Source organism: Bacillus sp. DX3.1 (assembly GCF_030292155.1).
Lineage (GTDB): Bacteria > Bacillota > Bacilli > Bacillales > Bacillaceae_G > Bacillus_A.
Window position 1 is genome coordinate 1,650,428 of record NZ_CP128153.1, and the last position, 18,684, is coordinate 1,669,111.

An 18,684-nucleotide genomic window follows, 5' to 3' on the forward strand; every position below is an offset into this window, starting at 1 on the left:
GTTGCAAAGATGTGAAAGGTTTATTCCGCCATTCGCGGGCAATAATATCCCCCGTCTCAAAGTTCAGTAAAAAACAAAGAAGCTCGATTGGTGAAGATTAATAATCAGTGGGAGATGAAGAAACTCCCCACTGATTAAAGTTTCACTTTATTTTACTTTTCAAGGACGTTAACATTTAAGTTATAAGTATGTAGCACATTTAAATGGTGCGTACCATTTCCGAACTTAAGAGTTCCTTTATACCATTTTTCATGCTGTTCTTCGTATTGTTTCTCTCTTGATTGGGTATCTTCGTTTTTACTTAATTCTTCTACATGTTCCCATGGCATATTTCCTTGTAATTCCTTTTTATTCGTCACTGCTGACAATGTCATATCACTATCTTTTGCGAGATAAACCGATACACTTGATTTTCCTTGAATGGACCAGTTACTTTGCAATTGACCTGGGTAAAGAGTAATATCCCTTTGTGATTCCCGGATTTCGACATCTATGTTTTGCGGAAGCGTAAGAGTTGCAGTAATCTTTGGTTCTGAAACAAAGAATTTGCTTGTAATAGGAAGTGGTTTAAGGATAACATACATCGTTTGATCAATTGTGCATATTGAAACGAAATCTTCTTGTTTCAGTTTGTTCTTTTCCTGTTTGTCCATTGCGATTTGATATGTTCCAAATAGACGGAGTTCACTAGACTGTGTTCCTTCAATGGTAAGTGGCATATTGCTTGTATCAACGACAATCTTTTTAATGGTATCTGGAATGCTACGCTGCACGTCTGGAATATCATTTGTTTGTTCGTTTGTGCTGATCGAATACCGAATTTCTTCTAGTAGACCTGTTGATAGCAAGAGGTATAATGCAATACCAATTGTGCCCAGCACACCGATAAAGAAAATACTAAATATATCGTATTTAATAATAGGATGTTCCTGTTTTGAGAACGAAACATATAGTAAAATTTCAATGCCAAGTACAATGAAAATGAGGGGCCACCAAGCTGTAAAACTATCAAATACTTGCATTCCGCTTATAATTGAAAATAATAAAAAACAGCCTAATGAAATGATAGAAATTCCCATTGATATTGTTCCTACGCGCCATCTTCTCATTTTTTAGACTCTCCTTTTTCTGCTTTACTTCCTAATAGTAACTTAAAGCCTCCACCGATTAATAGCAGGGAAACAACAGATGTTTGGAAATAATTATAGTACCAATCACTGAGATGAATGTTGAACATTACAGTGAAATATTCATCAAAAATAGGAATAAACATGCGATCAAGTATGAAATAGCAGCCTAATGCTAGTAGCCCAATTCCAACCCATTTTTGATGATTAATTAAATAATCAACAATAGGGGTATCTTGTAGCTCTTCTTTTCCATATTTAGAGGCTTGTTGCAACGTATCGAAAAAGCTGTAAAACCATATTATGGGTACTAGAAATAAGAAAGCTGAAAGTCTAAGTACATCGAGAATATAAATAGCAAATAAAAATGCAATCATGAGTTGAAGACCGCGCCGTTGTAAACCTAAATACATATGACCTGCTCCTGGAAAGATTGCTAATATGGAAGTGAGGGTTTTGCTTTTCTTTCCGTTTTCTCGATGTTCTTCAAAGTCTTCAAAAATCGTACGATCGACTAACGTTTCCCCATGTTCTTTTTTCTGTAACAGCTGAACGGCATCGAAAAAATTATAAATCCAAAAAACAGGTAAGGCAGCAAGAAAGACGAGAAAGCCTTCTTCATGTGTTAAGAGTGTGACGAATATAATCATGCTACCAAGTCCAGTGAAACCGATTAAAAATGTAAGACCTCGTTGCATAAGTCCTAATTGAAAATGTCCAAGACCAGGGATGATGGATAAGAGAATGATGTAAAATCGTTCACTTTCTCGCCCTGATTCTTGATTGTTTGTTTTGTCTTTCTTCCATGATTGATTGATTATAGAAATAATGAGATCAATTATATTTATAATCCAAATAAATACTGATAAAAATATACCTGGGAAAATAAGACTATGATTCCCTGAAAGAAGAGAAAGTCCTGCTCCGGCAACGAGTGCTAATAAAGAGCCACCAGCATATATAATAAAGCGTCCGATTCGATTTAAATACAAATGACCGATACCAGGAATCAATCCTAGAACTAATGCTAAAAATGGATTTTTATTCATGTTTTGAACCTCCGTTCGTTTTTGAATCAATTTTTTTCGTAACGTTTATAGTTTTGTCTAAGAATTGTTTTGAAATGGGAACTTCACTTTGCTTTGAAGATTGTTCAAAATTTAAAGTCATCATAAAAATATAATGGAATAAACCACTCGCCATAAAGATTAATGTAGCTGCAGTGGCAATTATGTAATGAATGAACGTACTTTTTAGACGTTTTGTCTGCTTTTTGCTATTCTCTTTTTCTTCAAGTTCAACATTTTTAAATGTGATTTGTTTCATGACCTCATCTGTAAATGAATCCTCATGCATCATTGGAAGGTTTTCATTTTGTTCTTCAATGATTTCCATATAATGTGTTAAGCAAAGGTCACATTCATATAAGTGTTGTTCAGCTAAATTTCGTTCTTCATCTGATAAAAGGTCTAGTACGTAATTATGCCAAGTTTCTTTTGAAAAATGTGTCATAAGAAATCTTCCTCCTTCCAATGTTTTTTAATCCACTTTCTTGCACGATAAAGTTTCATTTCGATTGTTTTGACTTCGGCCTTTTGCTGAGTAGCAATGTCTTGATAACTTTTTTCCTCTAAATAATGAGCATAGACGACATCGCGATAGTTTTCGGGAAGTTCTCTCATTTTTTTCTCAATTAATGATTTTTGTTCTTTCGTAAGTATTAAGGCTTCGATATTTTCCGAGGATTTTATGTTTTCCTTTGCTTCGGCTAACAAGGGAAGCTCTTCTTTTTGTCTTGCTTGTTTTCTCTTATAATCAATAGCATGATTAGTAGCAATCCGCGTCATCCACGTTTTCAATCCACGAAATTGATAATTAGGGAGAGAAGCATAAATTTTTACGAATACTTCTTGCGTAACATCTTGCGCATCCTCTTGATGCCTCAAAATAGAAAAGATAACGTGAAAAATATAATGGCGATATGTTTCAACGAGGATACGAAAAGCATGTTCATTTCCTTGCTTTGCTTTTTCAATTAATAGTTTCTCTTCAATCGTCTCTCCCTCCTTTTAGGTGTATTCTATTATATAGACGTATAAACTATTTCGTCACCCTACACATATTTTAAAAAAGAATAATATAAATTAAAATAAAGATATATTTTGGAAAGAAAACACTAAATGAAAAAGTATAAAAATGACTTGGAGAATTATATAATGAGCCATAGAAAAAGTTAAAAGAGGAAAGGATGTGAATGTTAGTAAGGGAATACCTATACTAACAAACATGAAAATAAAAATAATGATAGCGGATGATAACTCTTTTATTAGAGAGGGCATGAAAATTATATTAAGTACATACGAAGAATTTGAAGTACTAGCAACGGTAAATGATGGTCAAGAAGCTCTAGATTATTGTAAAAAATATGAGGTGGATATTGCGCTGTTAGATGTTCGTATGCCAAATATGAATGGTGTGGAAGCTACGAAATTAATTTGTGAGCAAACAAAAACAAAACCGTTGATCTTAACTACATTTGATGATGATGAATATATTTTGGATGCAGTGAAAAACGGGGCAAAAGGTTATCTATTAAAAAATAACGATCCGGAACGAATCCGCGATGCGATAAAAAGCGTTTATAACGGACATACTGTCATGCAAGATGTGGTGCTAGATAAAATTAAGTCAAACTTACTTGAAAATAAAGAAGCAGAGCTCAAAATAGATAAAAATATGTTCACAGAAAGAGAACTTGGTATTATCGCTCTTATTGCAAAAGGATTTTCTAATAAAGAAATTTCAAAACAGCTTTTTATATCAGAAGGGACAATTGCGAACTACATTACGTCAATTCTTGGTAAAACGGGACTTGAGCATCGTACGCAAATCGCAATTTACTATTTAACAGGAAAAGTGGACTAGAAATATGGAATTTTGGATGATATTGAGTAAACTAATTGTTTTCATGTATATTGTGTTCAGTTACGTTCACTCGAATGTTACAAATTTACCATGGGTTATATTTGCTTTACTTTTGTATCTTTGTGTAAACGTGACAATTTCTATTTTAAAAAAAGATGTCTTCAAGAAGACAATAATAGGCGTATCGATTTTCATTACAATTCTTTTTACGGGACAAATTCATTCGTTATTAATTTTATTTTTACCTATGAACTTATATGAAATAGTATCTTATTACATAAATGAAAAATGGCTGATCTTTTTAATTATGATTCTTCCTATTATGTTTATTGATGAAAGTGTTCAAATGACATATGGGCTAATTGCTACATTCGGTTTTCTTATTTTTACAATGGCCAACCTGTATACAGCAAGGTTATTAAAGCTTGAAATGCAAAACGACACGATGCGAAAAAATATGCAAAGGCTCACAAAGAGCTTAAATGAAAATAAAGAATACATAAGACAATCTGAATACACCTTTAAATTAGAAGAACGAAATCGATTATCACAAGAAATTCATGATAAGATTGGTCATTCTATAACAGGAGCGCTTATTCAAATGGAAGCGGCAAAAAGATTGCTCGGAGTAGATAAAGATAAAGCTGAAGAATTACTTCAAAATGCGATTCATATTTCGAAAGATGGTATTGAAAGTATTAGAATTACACTCAAGAATATGAAACCACCAACTGAGCAAATTGGGATTCATCGCATGAAATTATTCATAGATGAATTTGGAACAAAACATGATATAAAAATTCCGTTTGTGTATAAAGGGAATTTAGATGCGATTTCTCCAATTCAATGGAAGATCATTGGTGAAAATGTCATGGAGACGTTAACAAATGCGATGAAATACGCTGATGCGACGGTGATTTCAATAGAGATTCATGTGCTTAACAAGGTGGTGAAGGTACAAGTGAAGGACAATGGAAAAGGAGCGCATTTCGTTAAGAAAGGCCTCGGTATTATTGGAATGGAGGAACGAACTGCATCCATTAATGGGAAGATTATTGTAGATGGTACAAGTGGTTTTTCGGTAACAATGTTATTACCGATTCAATAAGGAAATGAGTGAGATGAAGGATCTCATATGAAAAAAGTGAATATTCTCATGTGAAAAGAATGAACTTCTGCACTGAGCAGGTTCATTTTTTTTGTTTATAATAACAGCAGAGAAACCGAAATAGGGGTGAAATGATGAACGCATTAGAAATAAAAAACTTAACGAAAAAATTTGGTGACTTCATCGCAGTAGATAATATATCTTTAGCTATTAAACAAGGAGAAATATTTGGATTTTTAGGTTCGAATGGTGCTGGTAAAAGTACAACAATTAATATGATTGCTGGGTTGTTGCGAAGTAATGAAGGTGAAATTAACATACTGGGAAAAAGTACAAAGAAACATAGCCGATTTGCAAAGATGAATATAGGTATTGTTCCGCAAGATTTAGCAATTTACGAGGAGTTAACTGCCTATGAAAATGTGAAATTCTTTGCAGGATTGTATGGACTACGGGGAGCTGAATTGAAAGCGAGAGTAGAAGAAGCATTGCAGTTTGTAGGACTCAGTGATAAACATAAAAGCTATCCGAAAAATTTCTCTGGTGGAATGAAGCGAAGACTTAACATTGCTTGTGCTATTGCGCATCGTCCTAAGTTAATTATTATGGATGAGCCGACAGTAGGGATTGATCCACAGTCAAGAAACTACATTCTCCAATCTGTGCGAAAATTAAATGAAATGGGAAGTACGATTATTTATACAAGTCACTACATGGAAGAAGTAGAAGAGATTTGTACAAAAATTGCAATTGTGGATCATGGTAAGGTAATTGCGGAGGGCACGAAAGAACAACTAAAATCTATCATTACAGATACAAAAGATATTTGGATTGAAGTGAAGTCAGTTGAAAATATGGATGTGACTAAATTAAAAGAAATTAATGGTGTGAAAGCTGTTCAAATTGAAGAAAACGTCATTAAAGTAAATTCTGATACAGGAGTGAATAATTTAAATAAAATTATTCAACATTTTATTAATCATGATATAGAGATTCGTTCATTAGAAGAGCAGGCACCTAACTTAGAAACAGTATTTCTTACATTGACAGGAAGAAACTTACGAGATAAATAAAGTTCTATTAAGAAAAGGGAGGTTCATCAATTGAACATCTTCAATATTGCTATAATGCAAATTAAAAGGGACTTTCGAGACATAAGAACGTTAGTTTTTATGTTAGCATTCCCGGTTGTGCTTATGCTCATTTTGGGAACAGCTTTAACAAATGCATTTAATAGTGACAATCTTTCTATTAAAAATATACAGGTGTTATACAAAGATGAAGCAGGTGGTAAGTTCTCTCAGGCTTTTGAAACATTGATAAAGGAAACAGGTAAATCGGGCATTCACTTTAAAAAAGCAGCAAAGGATGTAGATGGGAAAGAAGAAGTGAAACAAAATAAGTATGCCGGCTATGTAGAAATGAATCAAAATGGCGTGAAGTTATATGAGAGTGATCGGAATAGTATTGAAGGAAGTATCGTTGAGGGGATGCTTACTACATTTGTCGATAAGTACAACGTAGCGGTGGAAGTTGCGAAAGTAGATTCTGGGAAAGTTAGCACAGTTATTGCAAGTGGAAATCATGATGATTATATAAAAGAGACATCTTTACAAGCTGCTAAAAAACCAAGTTCTATGGATTATTATGCAATTGCGATGACGACAATGATTGCCTTGTATGGGGCGATGGGAGCGAGTTATCTTATTCGCGGAGAGCGATTACGAAAAACGGGAGATCGTTTAATTGCCGCACCTGTTAGTAAAGCAGAAATTTTCATAGGAAAAATACTTGGTAGCCTTGTAGCAAATGGGCTTTGTCTGCTTCTTGTTGTTTTCTTTAGTAAGTTTGTGTATAAGGCAAATTGGGGTGATCATCTTGGAGTAGTCTTTCTTATTTTACTGACAGAAGTATTACTCGCAATTAGCTTTGGTTTAGGGATAGGATATATTACGAAAACAGGTGAGGCTTCTAAAGCAGTTATTATGGTTGTTGTACAATTGGCCTCTATTTTTGGAGGAGCATATTTTGTATTCGAAGAAAATATGCTTACAAATCTATCACCATTAACATGGGCAAATACAGCGATTATGAAAATTATTTATGCGAATGATTTAGGAGCAGCACTCCCTGTGATTTCTTTAAATCTTGGAATTTCAGCACTGTTTTTATTGATTGCGATTATCGCATTACGTCGACGGGAGGGGCTATAGCATGAAAGATATTTTATGGCTCATACAAAAAACATTATCGGTACTTTTGAAAAATAAAAAAGGGTTGCTCATTATTATTGGCTTACCGATAGCAGGATCGCTAATTTCTTTTCTGATATATGGAAATGCAGGGCAAGGGACATTAAACATTGGGGTTGTAAATAATGAAAATCATTATATAGCAAACGATACGGTGAAATTTATAGAAGGATTAAATCATGTAAAAGTGAGTAAAATTCAAGCATCAGAAATAGAAGAGAAGCTTGCCTCGAAAAAGCTTGATGGAGTTATTACGTTAGATTCAGGTTTTTCAGAAAGTGTTCGAGATGGTAAACCGAGTCATATTCAAATTTCCTCGATTAAAGGTGTTCAAATCACAAGTTTTATAAAATCTTATTTGTATAATTACATTGATAATATAACTGCAATTAGTAAAGTAGCACAAAATGATCAAAGTACATTTGATAAAATGTATGCAGGTTATCAAAAAAATTCATTCAAGTTAACAGCCCATACGCTTAATGATACTTCGAAAAATAAAGATATGACGAATCAAACAGTTGGTTACCTCATTATGTTTATGTTATTTTCAGCGGTGAATTTTTCAGAACTAATTTTGAAAGAAAAAGAGAACAGAACGTACTTCCGATTATTATCAGCACCGATAGATGGAAAGAAATATATATTATCTAATGTTGTTGTTAATATGCTTATTTTAATCGTACAAATTGTTGTAACAGTATTATTTATGACCAATGTATTTCATATTGATACAAATATGCCTTTGATTGTTATGATTGGAGTACTGATGATATTTGGCTTAATTGCAATTGGTTTATCGTTAGCAATTGTATCTTTTGCGAAAAACGGAACTTCTGCAAATGCAATGCAAAATATCATTATTACACCAACATGTTTGCTTGCCGGATGCTTCTTTTCATTTGAAATTATGCCAGCGTCTGTGCAAAAAATAGCTGATTTTCTTCCTCAGCGTTGGTTATTAGATACGATAGGGAAATTACAGCAAGGTACACATTTTGCAGATTTGTATTTAAATATTTTGATTTTATTTGCCTTTGCAATCGCCTTTTTCTTAATTGCAATTTACAAATTTGGGCGTAATAATGATGCGAGGAATTTTATTTAAACGATATTTTTACAAAAGGGATGTGGCATAAAGCTACATCCCTTTTGTATGCTGTTCATAAAATATAACTGCTATTGAAATACTAGGTGAAGACAACTATTTTGTGCGGAAGGAAAAGTAAATGGTGAAAAAGATACTACGTGTCATTTCTATTATAATTAGCATAGTAATTCTCATTGTTATTTGGATGCATATTGATGTAACAATAGGGAGAAAAGTGGAAGTTGAGAAAAATCAACCGAAAGAATATGGACAGCATTATAGTGACTTTCAATTATATGTGGAGGGGAAACCGCTATATCAGCAGCTGTTTTCTGATATAAAAGAGGCGAAACATTCAATTTTCACTTATTTCTATATTATTTCCGATGATAAAAGTAGCCACTCCTTCTTAAAGTTGTTGAAAGAAAAGGCGGAAGAAGGTGTGAAAGTATACTTATCAGTCGACTGGATTAATGATTTGTCTTTCGAAAGAAAACTTAAAAATGAATTGAAAGCAAGTGGCGTTCATTTTACATATAGTAGAAAACCTGAATTTCCGTTCTTTTTCTATTCCCTACATCATCGTAATCACCGTCGTATTACAACGATAGATGGGAAGATAGGGTATAGCGGCGGCTTTAATATAGGTAATGAATATTTAGGGAAGGACCGCCGATTTGGATATTGGCGAGATTATCAAGTGCGCTTACAAGGAGAGGGTGTGAAAGATTTAGAGGAACAGTTTGTATTAGATTGGAAACGAGATACTTCTGAAGGAATAACACGAGCCTCTCAACATACTGTACCAGGGAAAACGTTACATACACTGTCTGCTTATAATGGTCATCATGTTGTTACAAAGTATATTGAATTAATAAATGAAGCAAAACAATCCATTGTGATTGCTACACCATATTTTATACCAAAAGATAAAGCACTTATGAATGCTTTAATTCAAGCGCGACAGCGTGGTGTTTTCGTTAAAGTGCTCTGGTCTTTTAAGCCGGATATTCCGCTAATAAAAGAAGCGGCATATCCTTACATTCGTCAAGCTATTGAAAATAACATATCCGTATACGGTTATAAAAAAGGAATGTTCCACGGAAAAGCGATAGTGATTGACAATGAAACAACAGTTATGGGTACAACAAATTTCACTTCGCGAAGCTTTTATTTAAATGATGAGATGAATTTCTATATAAAGGGTGGTCCCATTGTTAGGCAAGTGAATGAAGCATTAGCGCAAGATTTTCATGATTCAAAAGAAATGACGTCATCATTCTTTGATGGTCTTTCCTTTTTGGACCGATGCAAAGAAAAAATAGCAGGGTTGCTTAATTATTATTTATAGGATTAGCGATACAATGATTAAGAAGAGATGCGGTATGATGCCGCATCTCTTTTGTTTATCCAGCATGAATAGTGGGGGAATGGAGGTGTCTCTTTAGGGTAGTTTATTATTTTGTTATTTTTTGGTAGACTTACCTTTTTGCGTTTGCTACTATTTTGTTATGAATAAATAACATTTTGTAGAGAAAGGGAGCCGTAATAGCTGGCTTAACTTTGAAAGATGAAAAATAAATTAAAGTTTGTAACAGTTATTATCTATGCATTTCTAGTACTGTATGTATTAAATAAGTTGGTAGAATGGGGAGTGATGTCTAAAAACTATATGTATCTACTTACTGTAGGTCTCATATTATTTATTGGGATGTTTGGTATTCTTCATCTTTTTGAAAGAAATGCTAAGGGTAAAAAGTAGCTTTTAAATTATTACAAGGTATTCGGACACATATTTGTGCAAAGTGTGGAACGGTGTTAGACAGATGAAGCGATAGGGTTTCTAACTTTTTTGAAAGATATAGATCGTATGGAGGCGATTATTATGCTTAAGCGACCGCAAACGAGTGAATATAATCCATATGCGGAGAAGTACATAGAACTTGTGCCTGATGGGAATTTACTTGATATTCTAAAGAAACAACAAGAGGAAACGAATGATTTGTTAAGAAATGTTTCTAAAGAACAAGGAGAGTATCGATATGAAGAGGGGAAATGGAGTCTAAAGGAAGTGGTTGGGCACATGGCAGATATTGAAAGGGTGATGAGCTATCACCTCCTGGTAGCTGCTCGTGGAGATAGGACAACATTGCCGTCGTTTGATAAAGATGTATTTGTGATGAATGCAGAGTTTAATCGAATGAGGCTTGAAGACATCACTTTAAATTTTTCAATTGTTCGTCAGTGTACTTGTTCATTGTTTGCAAGTATTCCGAGTGATGCATGGATGCGAACGGGAACAATTTTAAACCATGAAACGACTGCGCGTGCACTAGCGTATATAATTGCCGGCCATGAATTGCATCATCGGTCAATTATTAAGGAAAGATATCTTTCCTTAATTTAGGTGCAAAGAGAAAGGGGCTTAATCTAGTATAAAGAAGAGTGAGCTTTTTTCTTACGGGTACTTTCTGTAGAAATCTATATAAATCCATTTTGATTTTTCGACATATAAGCCGCGGCTATGGATAACAAAAGGTAACCTGCACTCGTTTTCTCTCTTTGTTTTCACTATGTCTGGACAGGAAAAGGATCTGACCGCTTCTATGCATGGCGGATGCTCTCTCCCACCTAAAAAGAAGAGTTTATGGAAGGAAAAAGTGGTTCCCTCGCGGTTGATTTTGCCGGGGATCATTTTTGTTCGTACTAATTCGCCTAATTGGTATTGCTCGTAGGAATATAGGGAGTAATGACAGTGGAGATTCGCTTTCATGTTTTTATGCCTAACGGCTCTGATTTCAGTACATACCTGAAAAATATTTAAAGGGCGCCAACTTTGTGTGGAAAGGGTATAATAAATTGGCAGAAGTAGACAATAAAAGGGGCTGCCTTGTGTTGATATGGAAATAGATAATTAAAAATATGATTGAATGCATATGATTTTTGTCTTATGTAAAAGAAAAAACTAGGATATAAAAAGACAAAAGAAGAAAAGGAGATACGATGACAAAGAGAAAAGAAATAATAGAAACAGGATGGAACCTAGACAACAGTTATGCTCGTCTACCGAAATCATTTTTTACTAGCCACAACCCAACCTCTGTACGCTCACCGAAGTTGATCATTCTCAATTATCCGTTGGCAACATCCCTGGGATTGAACGTTCAGGCGCTGCAAAGCGAAGATGGCGTAGCGGTGTTTGCTGGCAATCGGATTCCCGAAGGTGCTTTGCCTATTGCTCAAGCTTACGGGGGGCATCAATTCGGGCATTTTAACATGTTAGGGGACGGCCGGGCTCTGCTACTTGGCGAGCAGATTACTCCCCTAGATGAGAGATTTGATATTCAGCTCAAAGGTTCTGGTAAAACACCATACTCCCGCCGGGGTGATGGTCGAGCGGCACTTGGACCAATGCTACGCGAATACATCATCAGCGAAGCAATGCATGCCCTTGGTATTGCTACTACCCGCAGCCTAGCGGTGGTGACAACCGGTGAGTCAATAATCCGTGAAACCGACCAACCTGGTGCAATTCTGACCCGTGTAGCTGCAAGTCATTTGCGTGTCGGTACCTTTCAATACGTTTCAAAATGGGGCACAGTTGAGGAACTCAGTGTTCTGGCTGACTATACACTAAAGCGCCATTTTCCAGACATTGAAGCTAATGAGAATCGCTATCTTTCACTACTTCAGGAAGTGATGAAGCGTCAGGCGATGTTGATTGCCAAATGGCAACTGGTTGGCTTTATTCACGGAGTGATGAACACCGACAACATGACCATTAGTGGAGAAACCATTGACTATGGTCCTTGCGCCTTCATGGATACCTATGATCCGGCAACTGTATTCAGTTCCATTGACCTTCGAGGCCGCTATGCCTATGGCAATCAGCCACATATTGCCGAGTGGAATCTCGCTCGATTTGCTGAAACCTTATTGCCACTGTTGCATGTAGATCAGACGCAGGCTGTCAATCTGGCTCAGGATGCGATTTCACATTTTACTAAATTGTATCACTCTAATTGGCTCGCGGGAATGAGAGCTAAACTAGGAATATTTAACGAAGAAGTGCAGGATAAATCTCTTATTGAAGACCTCCTCAGTATGATGCAGAAATATCGTGCAGACTATACCAATACCTTCCGTGCATTAACTTTTGATACGCTGGAGAATACGGTCCTGTTTGAGACCCCAGAATTTGCTCAGTGGCATGAGCAGTGGCAGGCAAGACTAGGCAGGCAGCAGGAATCGAAAAACTCCTCGCATCAGTTGATGCGAAGCAGCAATCCTGCGCTAATCCCTCGGAACCATCGGGTAGAAGCTGCACTAGAAGCCGCAGTGGAACAAGGAGACTACAGCGTGATGGAGCGGCTTCTTGATGTTCTTTCAAGCCCCTACGCGCACTCCTCCGAACAGGCTGATTACTCCACACTACCTGTGCAATCATCCCGTCCTTACCGAACCTTTTGCGGTACATGATATAGAAGCATTAGGGATAGTTCTTTCTGCTTTTCTACAATTACGTTGAGTCATGCTTTACTATTCGTACAAGATAATGCTACTCCTTTACTTGAGGTAGCATTATTTTAGTTTATAATTTCTTCCTTTCTAGTAAGGCTCAGTTACAGGAATAAAGCATTCTTTCAGGCATAATTAATTTACCAGCAAACTCATTAGCTTCATGATCTTCAATTAATAATTCTGTATTAGATTTTATATTTCTAGGTATTAGAAGGTGATCCTAAAAAATATGACTGATTTCATGAGCTATAGTAAGGTTAAGTCTTCTGTCGATTCTTATATATCAAACTCAATTAATTGGTATATACTTCTTAAAACCCTTACTTATAGTTCCGTTATAACCATTTTTAGCAAATAATTTATGTGCTTCTATTCTAGTTGCACTACTTAATAAGATAATTCTTGTGGATCCCCTTGCAATTGATATTTGTTCTACATGTTTTAGTAACTTTTCACCTATTCCATTACCTCGAAAATCTTCATCTACAATCACATACTCTAGAACGGTATATGGTCTAAATTGATATCCAGGATCAAGACAAAAAGTCATAAATATACTTCCTTTAACTTTACAATTTTCCTCATAAACAAATAAGAAATTATTAGAATCATTCCTTATCTGCTCAATTCTTTCTGATAAAACCTTAATATTTTTACTATGCGGTGCTAATTTTTTATATAGATTTTCAATTACATTACTGTCTTTTGGTTCAGCTTCACGAATCATATAATTACCTACCTCTATTAATATTAATGCATCAATGGTTTTGGCTATTCTAATATTACATCTTCCGACTCTATTATATCCCAAAAAAATACTTTTTTGGTGCGATTTATATGAAAGGAGGATAGGAAGGATGGCGTTTACTATGAATTTTTCTATTTTAGATGAAATGAATCTATTCTCTCAAGAACTTCAAAACTACGTATCTCGGGGTTCAGCCGAGATACGTGTATTAACTATACTAAATAAAATCATAGTCCTTATAGTTCTTTAAGTAAGGTTTATGGTTTTTATTTATCTTTAAATAAAGAATAACTATATTGATTTTTCAAAGTATTTAAAGTATTTTAAGGTGGGGATGTGGTATTAATGAATTTCACTGGATACAGCTAATGATTATAAGAACATTATTAATTGTTGTAGTGTTGGGAGGAGGCCTATTGAGAGAGTAGAAGAAGTCATTTTGTCGAACGGAAAGATACGCTATATGCTAGTCGATAAAAATGGAGAGCCTATTCAGCCTGTTCTTCAGTATTTACGATTCAAAGATAATAGTAATATATACATAAATTGAAAAATCTTTTTAATTGAGGAAGATAGATATATTTATTGAGGTGATTATATTGGTTAGTAATGTGAAAATTGAACAATTTAATTCAATCGAAGAACAGGTTGATGAACTTTCGGAACTTCTAATACAGGTAGTAGAGGATGGTGCATCAATTGGCTTTTTACCACCATTGCAATTCTCGGATGCCGAAGTATATTGGAAAAATGTATTAAATCCAGAAGTGCTTCTATTTGTGGCTAAAATAAACAATCAGATAGTTGGAAGTGTACAATTACAGCTATGTACTAAGCAGAACGGTGGTCATAGAGCTGAAATTGCAAAATTAATGACACACCCTAATTATCGACGTAATGGTATTGGTCGTTCACTTATGAATAAAGCTGAAGAGCGTGCCAAGCAGGAGGGGAGGTCATTATTAGTTCTCGATACAAGAGAAGGAGACCCTTCTAATCTTCTTTATTCTTCAATTGGTTATAATCAGGCTGGGGAAATCCCTTATTATGCGAAATCTGCAAATGGAGAACTACATTCTACCGTTTTTTATTATAAATCTTTTTAATTTAAACATAGGTTATTTCTGATTGAAATAAAGGCATATCTAATTGATAATCCCTTATTATTATCATCTTACTCTTGGACGGGTGCGAATTTTCAATTAAGTAGGTACCTTTTTCTTATTCAGGTAACGGGCGCGATTGTGCAATAACACTTAGATTTAAACGACTTTATTGTTGTATTTTTAAGTGCAGTGAAGTATTTCATATCAAAAATTAAACAATTTTATTTTAACCCCGTCTTAAAATCAGAACGGGGTTATACGTGTTTTAGGTTTTAAAATTAAATAACTTTATTGTCATTTTACATAATCCGCCCTTACGTTGAGTACATGTATTCAACGTAAGGACCCTTTTAAATTCGTTTTTTAATTTTCTTAGTTAAGATAACGTGTAAAAATGGGTCACATGCTGGATATTAATCCTAGATGTGATCTTTTCTGTTTTATAGAAGGCTTAAATAAAAAATTATTTAGGTTTTATCAATAAAAAAAGCAGGTTTTCCTAAGTGGAATGAACCCGCTTTTTTGGATTTCATCTCATTAAACAAACACGTGTAGCTGGTCTCTGTTATTTCACTCCTGTTATCCGTTAGTTGAGCTGTAAAACCTCGAAAGTTGGCTTGTTTGTAGAAGTTAAAAAGACTGGGCAAGACGGAATCCAAGGTCGTCTATGCAAAATGACGGATGGCTACGACGACGACACGAAGCCCCACAACCCCTGGCCTCTTCAGCCCAGCTACCTCCTCGAAAAATTCGGTAGGAGCCATACACTTGTTCATCATATAAATCCCAACACCACTCCCAAACATTCCCTAACATATCAGACAGCCCCCATGCATTCGGTTCCTTTCTTCCTACTTCATGGATTTTGCCTCCTGAATTTTCGTTATACCAAGCAATCTTATCAAGCTCTCCGTATCTATAACCAGTAGTCCCTGCTTTACATGCATATTGCCACTCTGCTTCTGAAGGAAGTCGATAACCGTCTGATTCCCAATCACAAATAATGTTTTCACCATCATTACTTATAAAATAACATTCTTTCGGTCCAGCTTTCTGTGAAAGTAGATTACAAAAAGAAATTGCATCATTCCAAGAAATATTCACAACCGGTTTTAGATCTCCCTCAAAAGAATTAGGTGATTTATTTGTAATAGCATAGTATAGATCCATAGTTACAGGATACCGGGCAAGAAGAAACGGTCTTATTTCAGCTTTCCATTTGCTTTTTATTCTATCGTCTCTTAATTCTATTTCTCCCCCTGTCATATCTTTACAATATATTTACAATATCTTTGCAAAACATTAATCCCACATTTAACTTCATCAAGTAATATTTTCATAGGAAACATATGTATTTCTTCTCACTCTATCTATTAAAAATACAGAAGAACACCCGCCAATCAGCCACAATGTTTTTACTAAATAAAAAGGAGACTAGCAATGATATCGAAATTCAGGGGAAAATCAAAAAAGGTTGCAGCTGTTCTAGTATCGGCAAGTATTTTCGGAAGTATATGGATGGCTCCGGTTGACAGTTCAACCAAGGTTCGCGCCGCGGAGCAAACTCTCACACAGGAGAATTTCGACCAAATTGCCAACGGGTTACTGCCTGCCGGCTGGAAGCTTGTACAGGGAGATGCCAAGGTCGTAGACGGCAAGCTAGTATTATCTTCTCCTTCTTCTACCGCCCCTGCCAGAGTAGTGATTCCTTTAGGAAATCAATCAGGGAATTACGTTTTTGAAGCGGATATGACGTTTCAAAGCGCGGTGGAAGACAGCCGATGGGCTTCGTTGATGTATCGTGTACAGCCCAATTCTTATCCGTATTATCAATCCGCTATGCGTAGAGGCACTACGGCGATGAACGGGCTGGAGTTCGCCATGCGGAATGAAAGCAATCAGTGGGTCGTGCCGGAAACGAATTTTTATCCGGAAAATATGGCTTTCAATAAGACATATCATATCAAAGTGATCGCAAGCGGCAATCGTGTTCAACAGTTCATCAATGGGCAGCTTGTGATTGATACGGATCAAGCCGGGAAATGGGCAAACGGGGATGTTGGCTTTCAAGCGAATGGTACGACGGTTCAATTCGATAATGTAAAGGTGAATGAATATCCGAATGCACTTCCTCCTTTAGCGAAAACGAACGCTTTTCTTCCGAAAGAAGCAAAAACGAATATCGTGAACCCGCCTACGATTATTTCGCAATCTGTTGCACAAGAAGGAGCATCTTCGGTTCTCCTGCAGGCAAAGCGGAACGTGCAGGGGCAATGGGCTGTTGACGGAGCTCCTATTGAAAAAGCTCTAGAAAACATAAAAGGCAAATTCATTCCGGTTGTTCAGGTGGAAGAACATGTGGATATTGAAGGTCTCGCGAATATCATGAAAGAAACACAGACGCAGGATTTTCAGATTTTATCCAGCAATCCCGCCATCGTGAAAGAAATGCGCGGCTTCATTAAAACGGCTCGCGGTGCCCTTCGTTACACCAAGTCATCCTTCAATAAGAATGATATGGCCGCTTTCGTGCGTGACATTCATGAAAGCGATGCGATGGTTGCGGTAATGCCGCAAAAAAATCTGAGCCCTGATGCGGTTCATTATTTACATAGCCGCGCAATTTCCGTTTGGGGAAGTGGCGCAGAGGATGTGCAAGCCGCTCATACGCTCATTCATCTTGGAGTGGACGGCATTGTGACAGGGAAACCTGAAGCCTCCATTGAAGCGTTGGGACAATATCCAGAGAATACACTTGTGCAGCGTCCGGTCGTCGCGGCACATCGTGGCGTACCTTCCCTTGCGCCTGAAAATACGATTGCTTCCTATCGAAAGGCTTATGAATTAGGTGCGGATATGATTGAGACGGACGTGCAGATGACGAAGGACGGCAAGCTGGTCATTATGCATGACTATAATGTGGATCGGACAACGAACGGCACGGGCTATGTAAAGGATTTAACGCTTGAACAGATTCGTGCATTGGATGCCGGTATCAAGTTCAGTCCCGAATTCCAAGGTGAAAAGGTGCCTACCTTTGAAGAGTTTTTGAATGATTTTAAGGGGAAAGATGTGGTCCTACTTGTCGAGCTTAAGGCGAGTGGTATCGAGAAGCAGGTGATGCAGGAAATTGAGAAAGCTGGAATGATTGATAACGTAGTGATTCAAAGCTTTGATGCCAACCATATTAGAAACGTTCGCAGTCTCAACCGTGAAGTCGGAACCGGCTATCTTTACTCCGCTAGCCCTCCTTCCACACTAGACGGCAAGCTAAAGAAGGCCCAGCAGATGATGCAGTACGGCGCCAGCATGAACGCGACATTGAATGCAAGCTACGGTAGCCTGTATCCGGAATTGATCCAATATATGCGTCAGCGCGGATTTCTGAATATGCATTGGACGTTCAGGGACGAGGATCCGTTTGGACAAGCCTTGCAGAACGGCGTTGTCGGACCGATCACGGACTACATGCAGTGGCTGACGGATGCGCCGATTCGTTTGGAAATCCCGAACAAAAAAGTGAACCTGAAAGTCGGAAAAACAGCGACTATACACATAAAATCCAAAGTGAACTATCGTGGGGACATAAGAGAGAAGATTCCGACTACTATCTTTATGAACAGCGGAGAAGATAAAGTGAAAATTGAAGGCAGTACCATTCAAGCATTGAAGCCCGGAACAGTGAATGTATTTGCGATGCATACTTTCCAAATGCTCGAGAAGGAATGGCATATTGTAGCTGAGCCGATTGAAGTAACTGTTACAGAATGAAAAGTATAGATAAATGTCCCTCTTTCAAACGGAGGG

General features: G+C 36.5%; 16 protein-coding genes. 10 read left to right on the top strand and 6 right to left on the bottom strand.

Annotation, left to right across the window (positions count from 1 at the left end; genetic code table 11):
* Positions 1–152: 152 nt before the first annotated feature.
* The 4 genes from QRE67_RS08300 to QRE67_RS08315 are packed head-to-tail and all read right to left on the bottom strand — an operon-like array spanning position 153 to position 3,181.
* Positions 153–1,109 carry an exosporium protein E gene (locus QRE67_RS08300; RefSeq protein ID WP_286124416.1) on the bottom strand — a complete coding sequence of 319 codons (957 nt, stop codon included), beginning with the start codon at positions 1,107–1,109 and terminating at the stop codon, positions 153–155.
* Positions 1,106–2,176, bottom strand: a complete 1,071-nt coding sequence (locus QRE67_RS08305) for a hypothetical protein (protein WP_286124417.1) — start codon at positions 2,174–2,176, stop codon at positions 1,106–1,108. Before QRE67_RS08305 ends, QRE67_RS08300 begins: the two co-directional genes overlap by 4 nt.
* On the bottom strand, positions 2,169–2,639 hold the full coding sequence (locus QRE67_RS08310) for an anti-sigma factor (RefSeq protein WP_286124418.1): 471 nt from the start codon (positions 2,637–2,639) through the stop codon (positions 2,169–2,171). The genes QRE67_RS08305 and QRE67_RS08310 overlap by 8 nt, the downstream gene beginning before the upstream one ends.
* Positions 2,636–3,181, bottom strand: coding sequence for an RNA polymerase sigma factor (locus QRE67_RS08315; protein ID WP_286125219.1), 546 nt, complete (start codon positions 3,179–3,181; stop codon positions 2,636–2,638). Before QRE67_RS08315 ends, QRE67_RS08310 begins: the two co-directional genes overlap by 4 nt.
* Before the next feature lie 232 nt (positions 3,182–3,413).
* Here QRE67_RS08315 and QRE67_RS08320 point away from each other — a divergent pair, with 232 nt between their 5' ends.
* From QRE67_RS08320 to QRE67_RS08355, 8 genes are all read left to right on the top strand, one after another.
* Positions 3,414–4,052 carry a response regulator transcription factor gene (locus QRE67_RS08320; RefSeq protein WP_286125220.1) on the top strand — a complete coding sequence of 213 codons (639 nt, stop codon included), beginning with the start codon at positions 3,414–3,416 and terminating at the stop codon, positions 4,050–4,052.
* 4 nt (positions 4,053–4,056) lie between these two features.
* Positions 4,057–5,160 (top strand): sensor histidine kinase, encoded by a 1,104-nt coding sequence (locus tag QRE67_RS08325; RefSeq protein ID WP_286124419.1) that lies wholly within the window; start codon positions 4,057–4,059, stop codon positions 5,158–5,160.
* Between the two features lie 134 nt (positions 5,161–5,294).
* Complete coding sequence (locus tag QRE67_RS08330; protein WP_286124420.1) at positions 5,295–6,233, top strand: ABC transporter ATP-binding protein; 939 nt, start codon at positions 5,295–5,297, stop codon at positions 6,231–6,233.
* Between the two features lie 30 nt (positions 6,234–6,263).
* Positions 6,264–7,373 carry an ABC transporter permease gene (locus tag QRE67_RS08335; RefSeq protein ID WP_286124421.1) on the top strand — a complete coding sequence of 370 codons (1,110 nt, stop codon included), beginning with the start codon at positions 6,264–6,266 and terminating at the stop codon, positions 7,371–7,373.
* A gap of 1 nt (position 7,374) precedes the next feature.
* On the top strand, positions 7,375–8,520 hold the full coding sequence (locus tag QRE67_RS08340; protein WP_286124422.1) for an ABC transporter permease: 1,146 nt from the start codon (positions 7,375–7,377) through the stop codon (positions 8,518–8,520).
* Between the two features lie 121 nt (positions 8,521–8,641).
* A complete protein-coding gene (locus tag QRE67_RS08345) occupies positions 8,642–9,853 on the top strand; it encodes a phospholipase D-like domain-containing protein (protein WP_286124423.1) in 1,212 nt (403 codons plus the stop codon).
* 534 nt (positions 9,854–10,387) lie between these two features.
* A complete protein-coding gene (locus QRE67_RS08350; RefSeq protein WP_286124424.1) occupies positions 10,388–10,909 on the top strand; it encodes a DinB family protein in 522 nt (173 codons plus the stop codon).
* 596 nt (positions 10,910–11,505) lie between these two features.
* Positions 11,506–12,981, top strand: a complete 1,476-nt coding sequence (locus QRE67_RS08355) for a protein adenylyltransferase SelO (RefSeq protein WP_286124425.1) — start codon at positions 11,506–11,508, stop codon at positions 12,979–12,981.
* A 331-nt stretch (positions 12,982–13,312) separates the two neighbouring features.
* On the opposite strand, the gene QRE67_RS08360 is transcribed toward QRE67_RS08355, so the two are convergent.
* The gene (locus tag QRE67_RS08360; protein ID WP_286124426.1) at positions 13,313–13,750 is read right to left on the bottom strand and encodes a GNAT family N-acetyltransferase; all 438 of its coding nucleotides are present in this window, start codon (positions 13,748–13,750) and stop codon (positions 13,313–13,315) included.
* Positions 13,751–14,370: 620 nt separating this feature from the next.
* On the opposite strand from QRE67_RS08360, the gene QRE67_RS08365 reads away from it, so the two are divergent.
* On the top strand, positions 14,371–14,877 hold the full coding sequence (locus tag QRE67_RS08365) for a GNAT family N-acetyltransferase (protein ID WP_286124427.1): 507 nt from the start codon (positions 14,371–14,373) through the stop codon (positions 14,875–14,877).
* Positions 14,878–15,507: 630 nt separating this feature from the next.
* Here the strand turns inward: QRE67_RS08365 and QRE67_RS08370 are convergent.
* On the bottom strand, positions 15,508–16,143 hold the full coding sequence (locus QRE67_RS08370) for a formylglycine-generating enzyme family protein (protein ID WP_286124428.1): 636 nt from the start codon (positions 16,141–16,143) through the stop codon (positions 15,508–15,510).
* A 174-nt stretch (positions 16,144–16,317) separates the two neighbouring features.
* On the opposite strand from QRE67_RS08370, the gene QRE67_RS08375 reads away from it, so the two are divergent.
* Positions 16,318–18,648 carry a glycerophosphodiester phosphodiesterase family protein gene (locus QRE67_RS08375; RefSeq protein WP_286124429.1) on the top strand — a complete coding sequence of 777 codons (2,331 nt, stop codon included), beginning with the start codon at positions 16,318–16,320 and terminating at the stop codon, positions 18,646–18,648.
* The last annotated feature ends 36 nt before the right edge of the window (positions 18,649–18,684 follow it).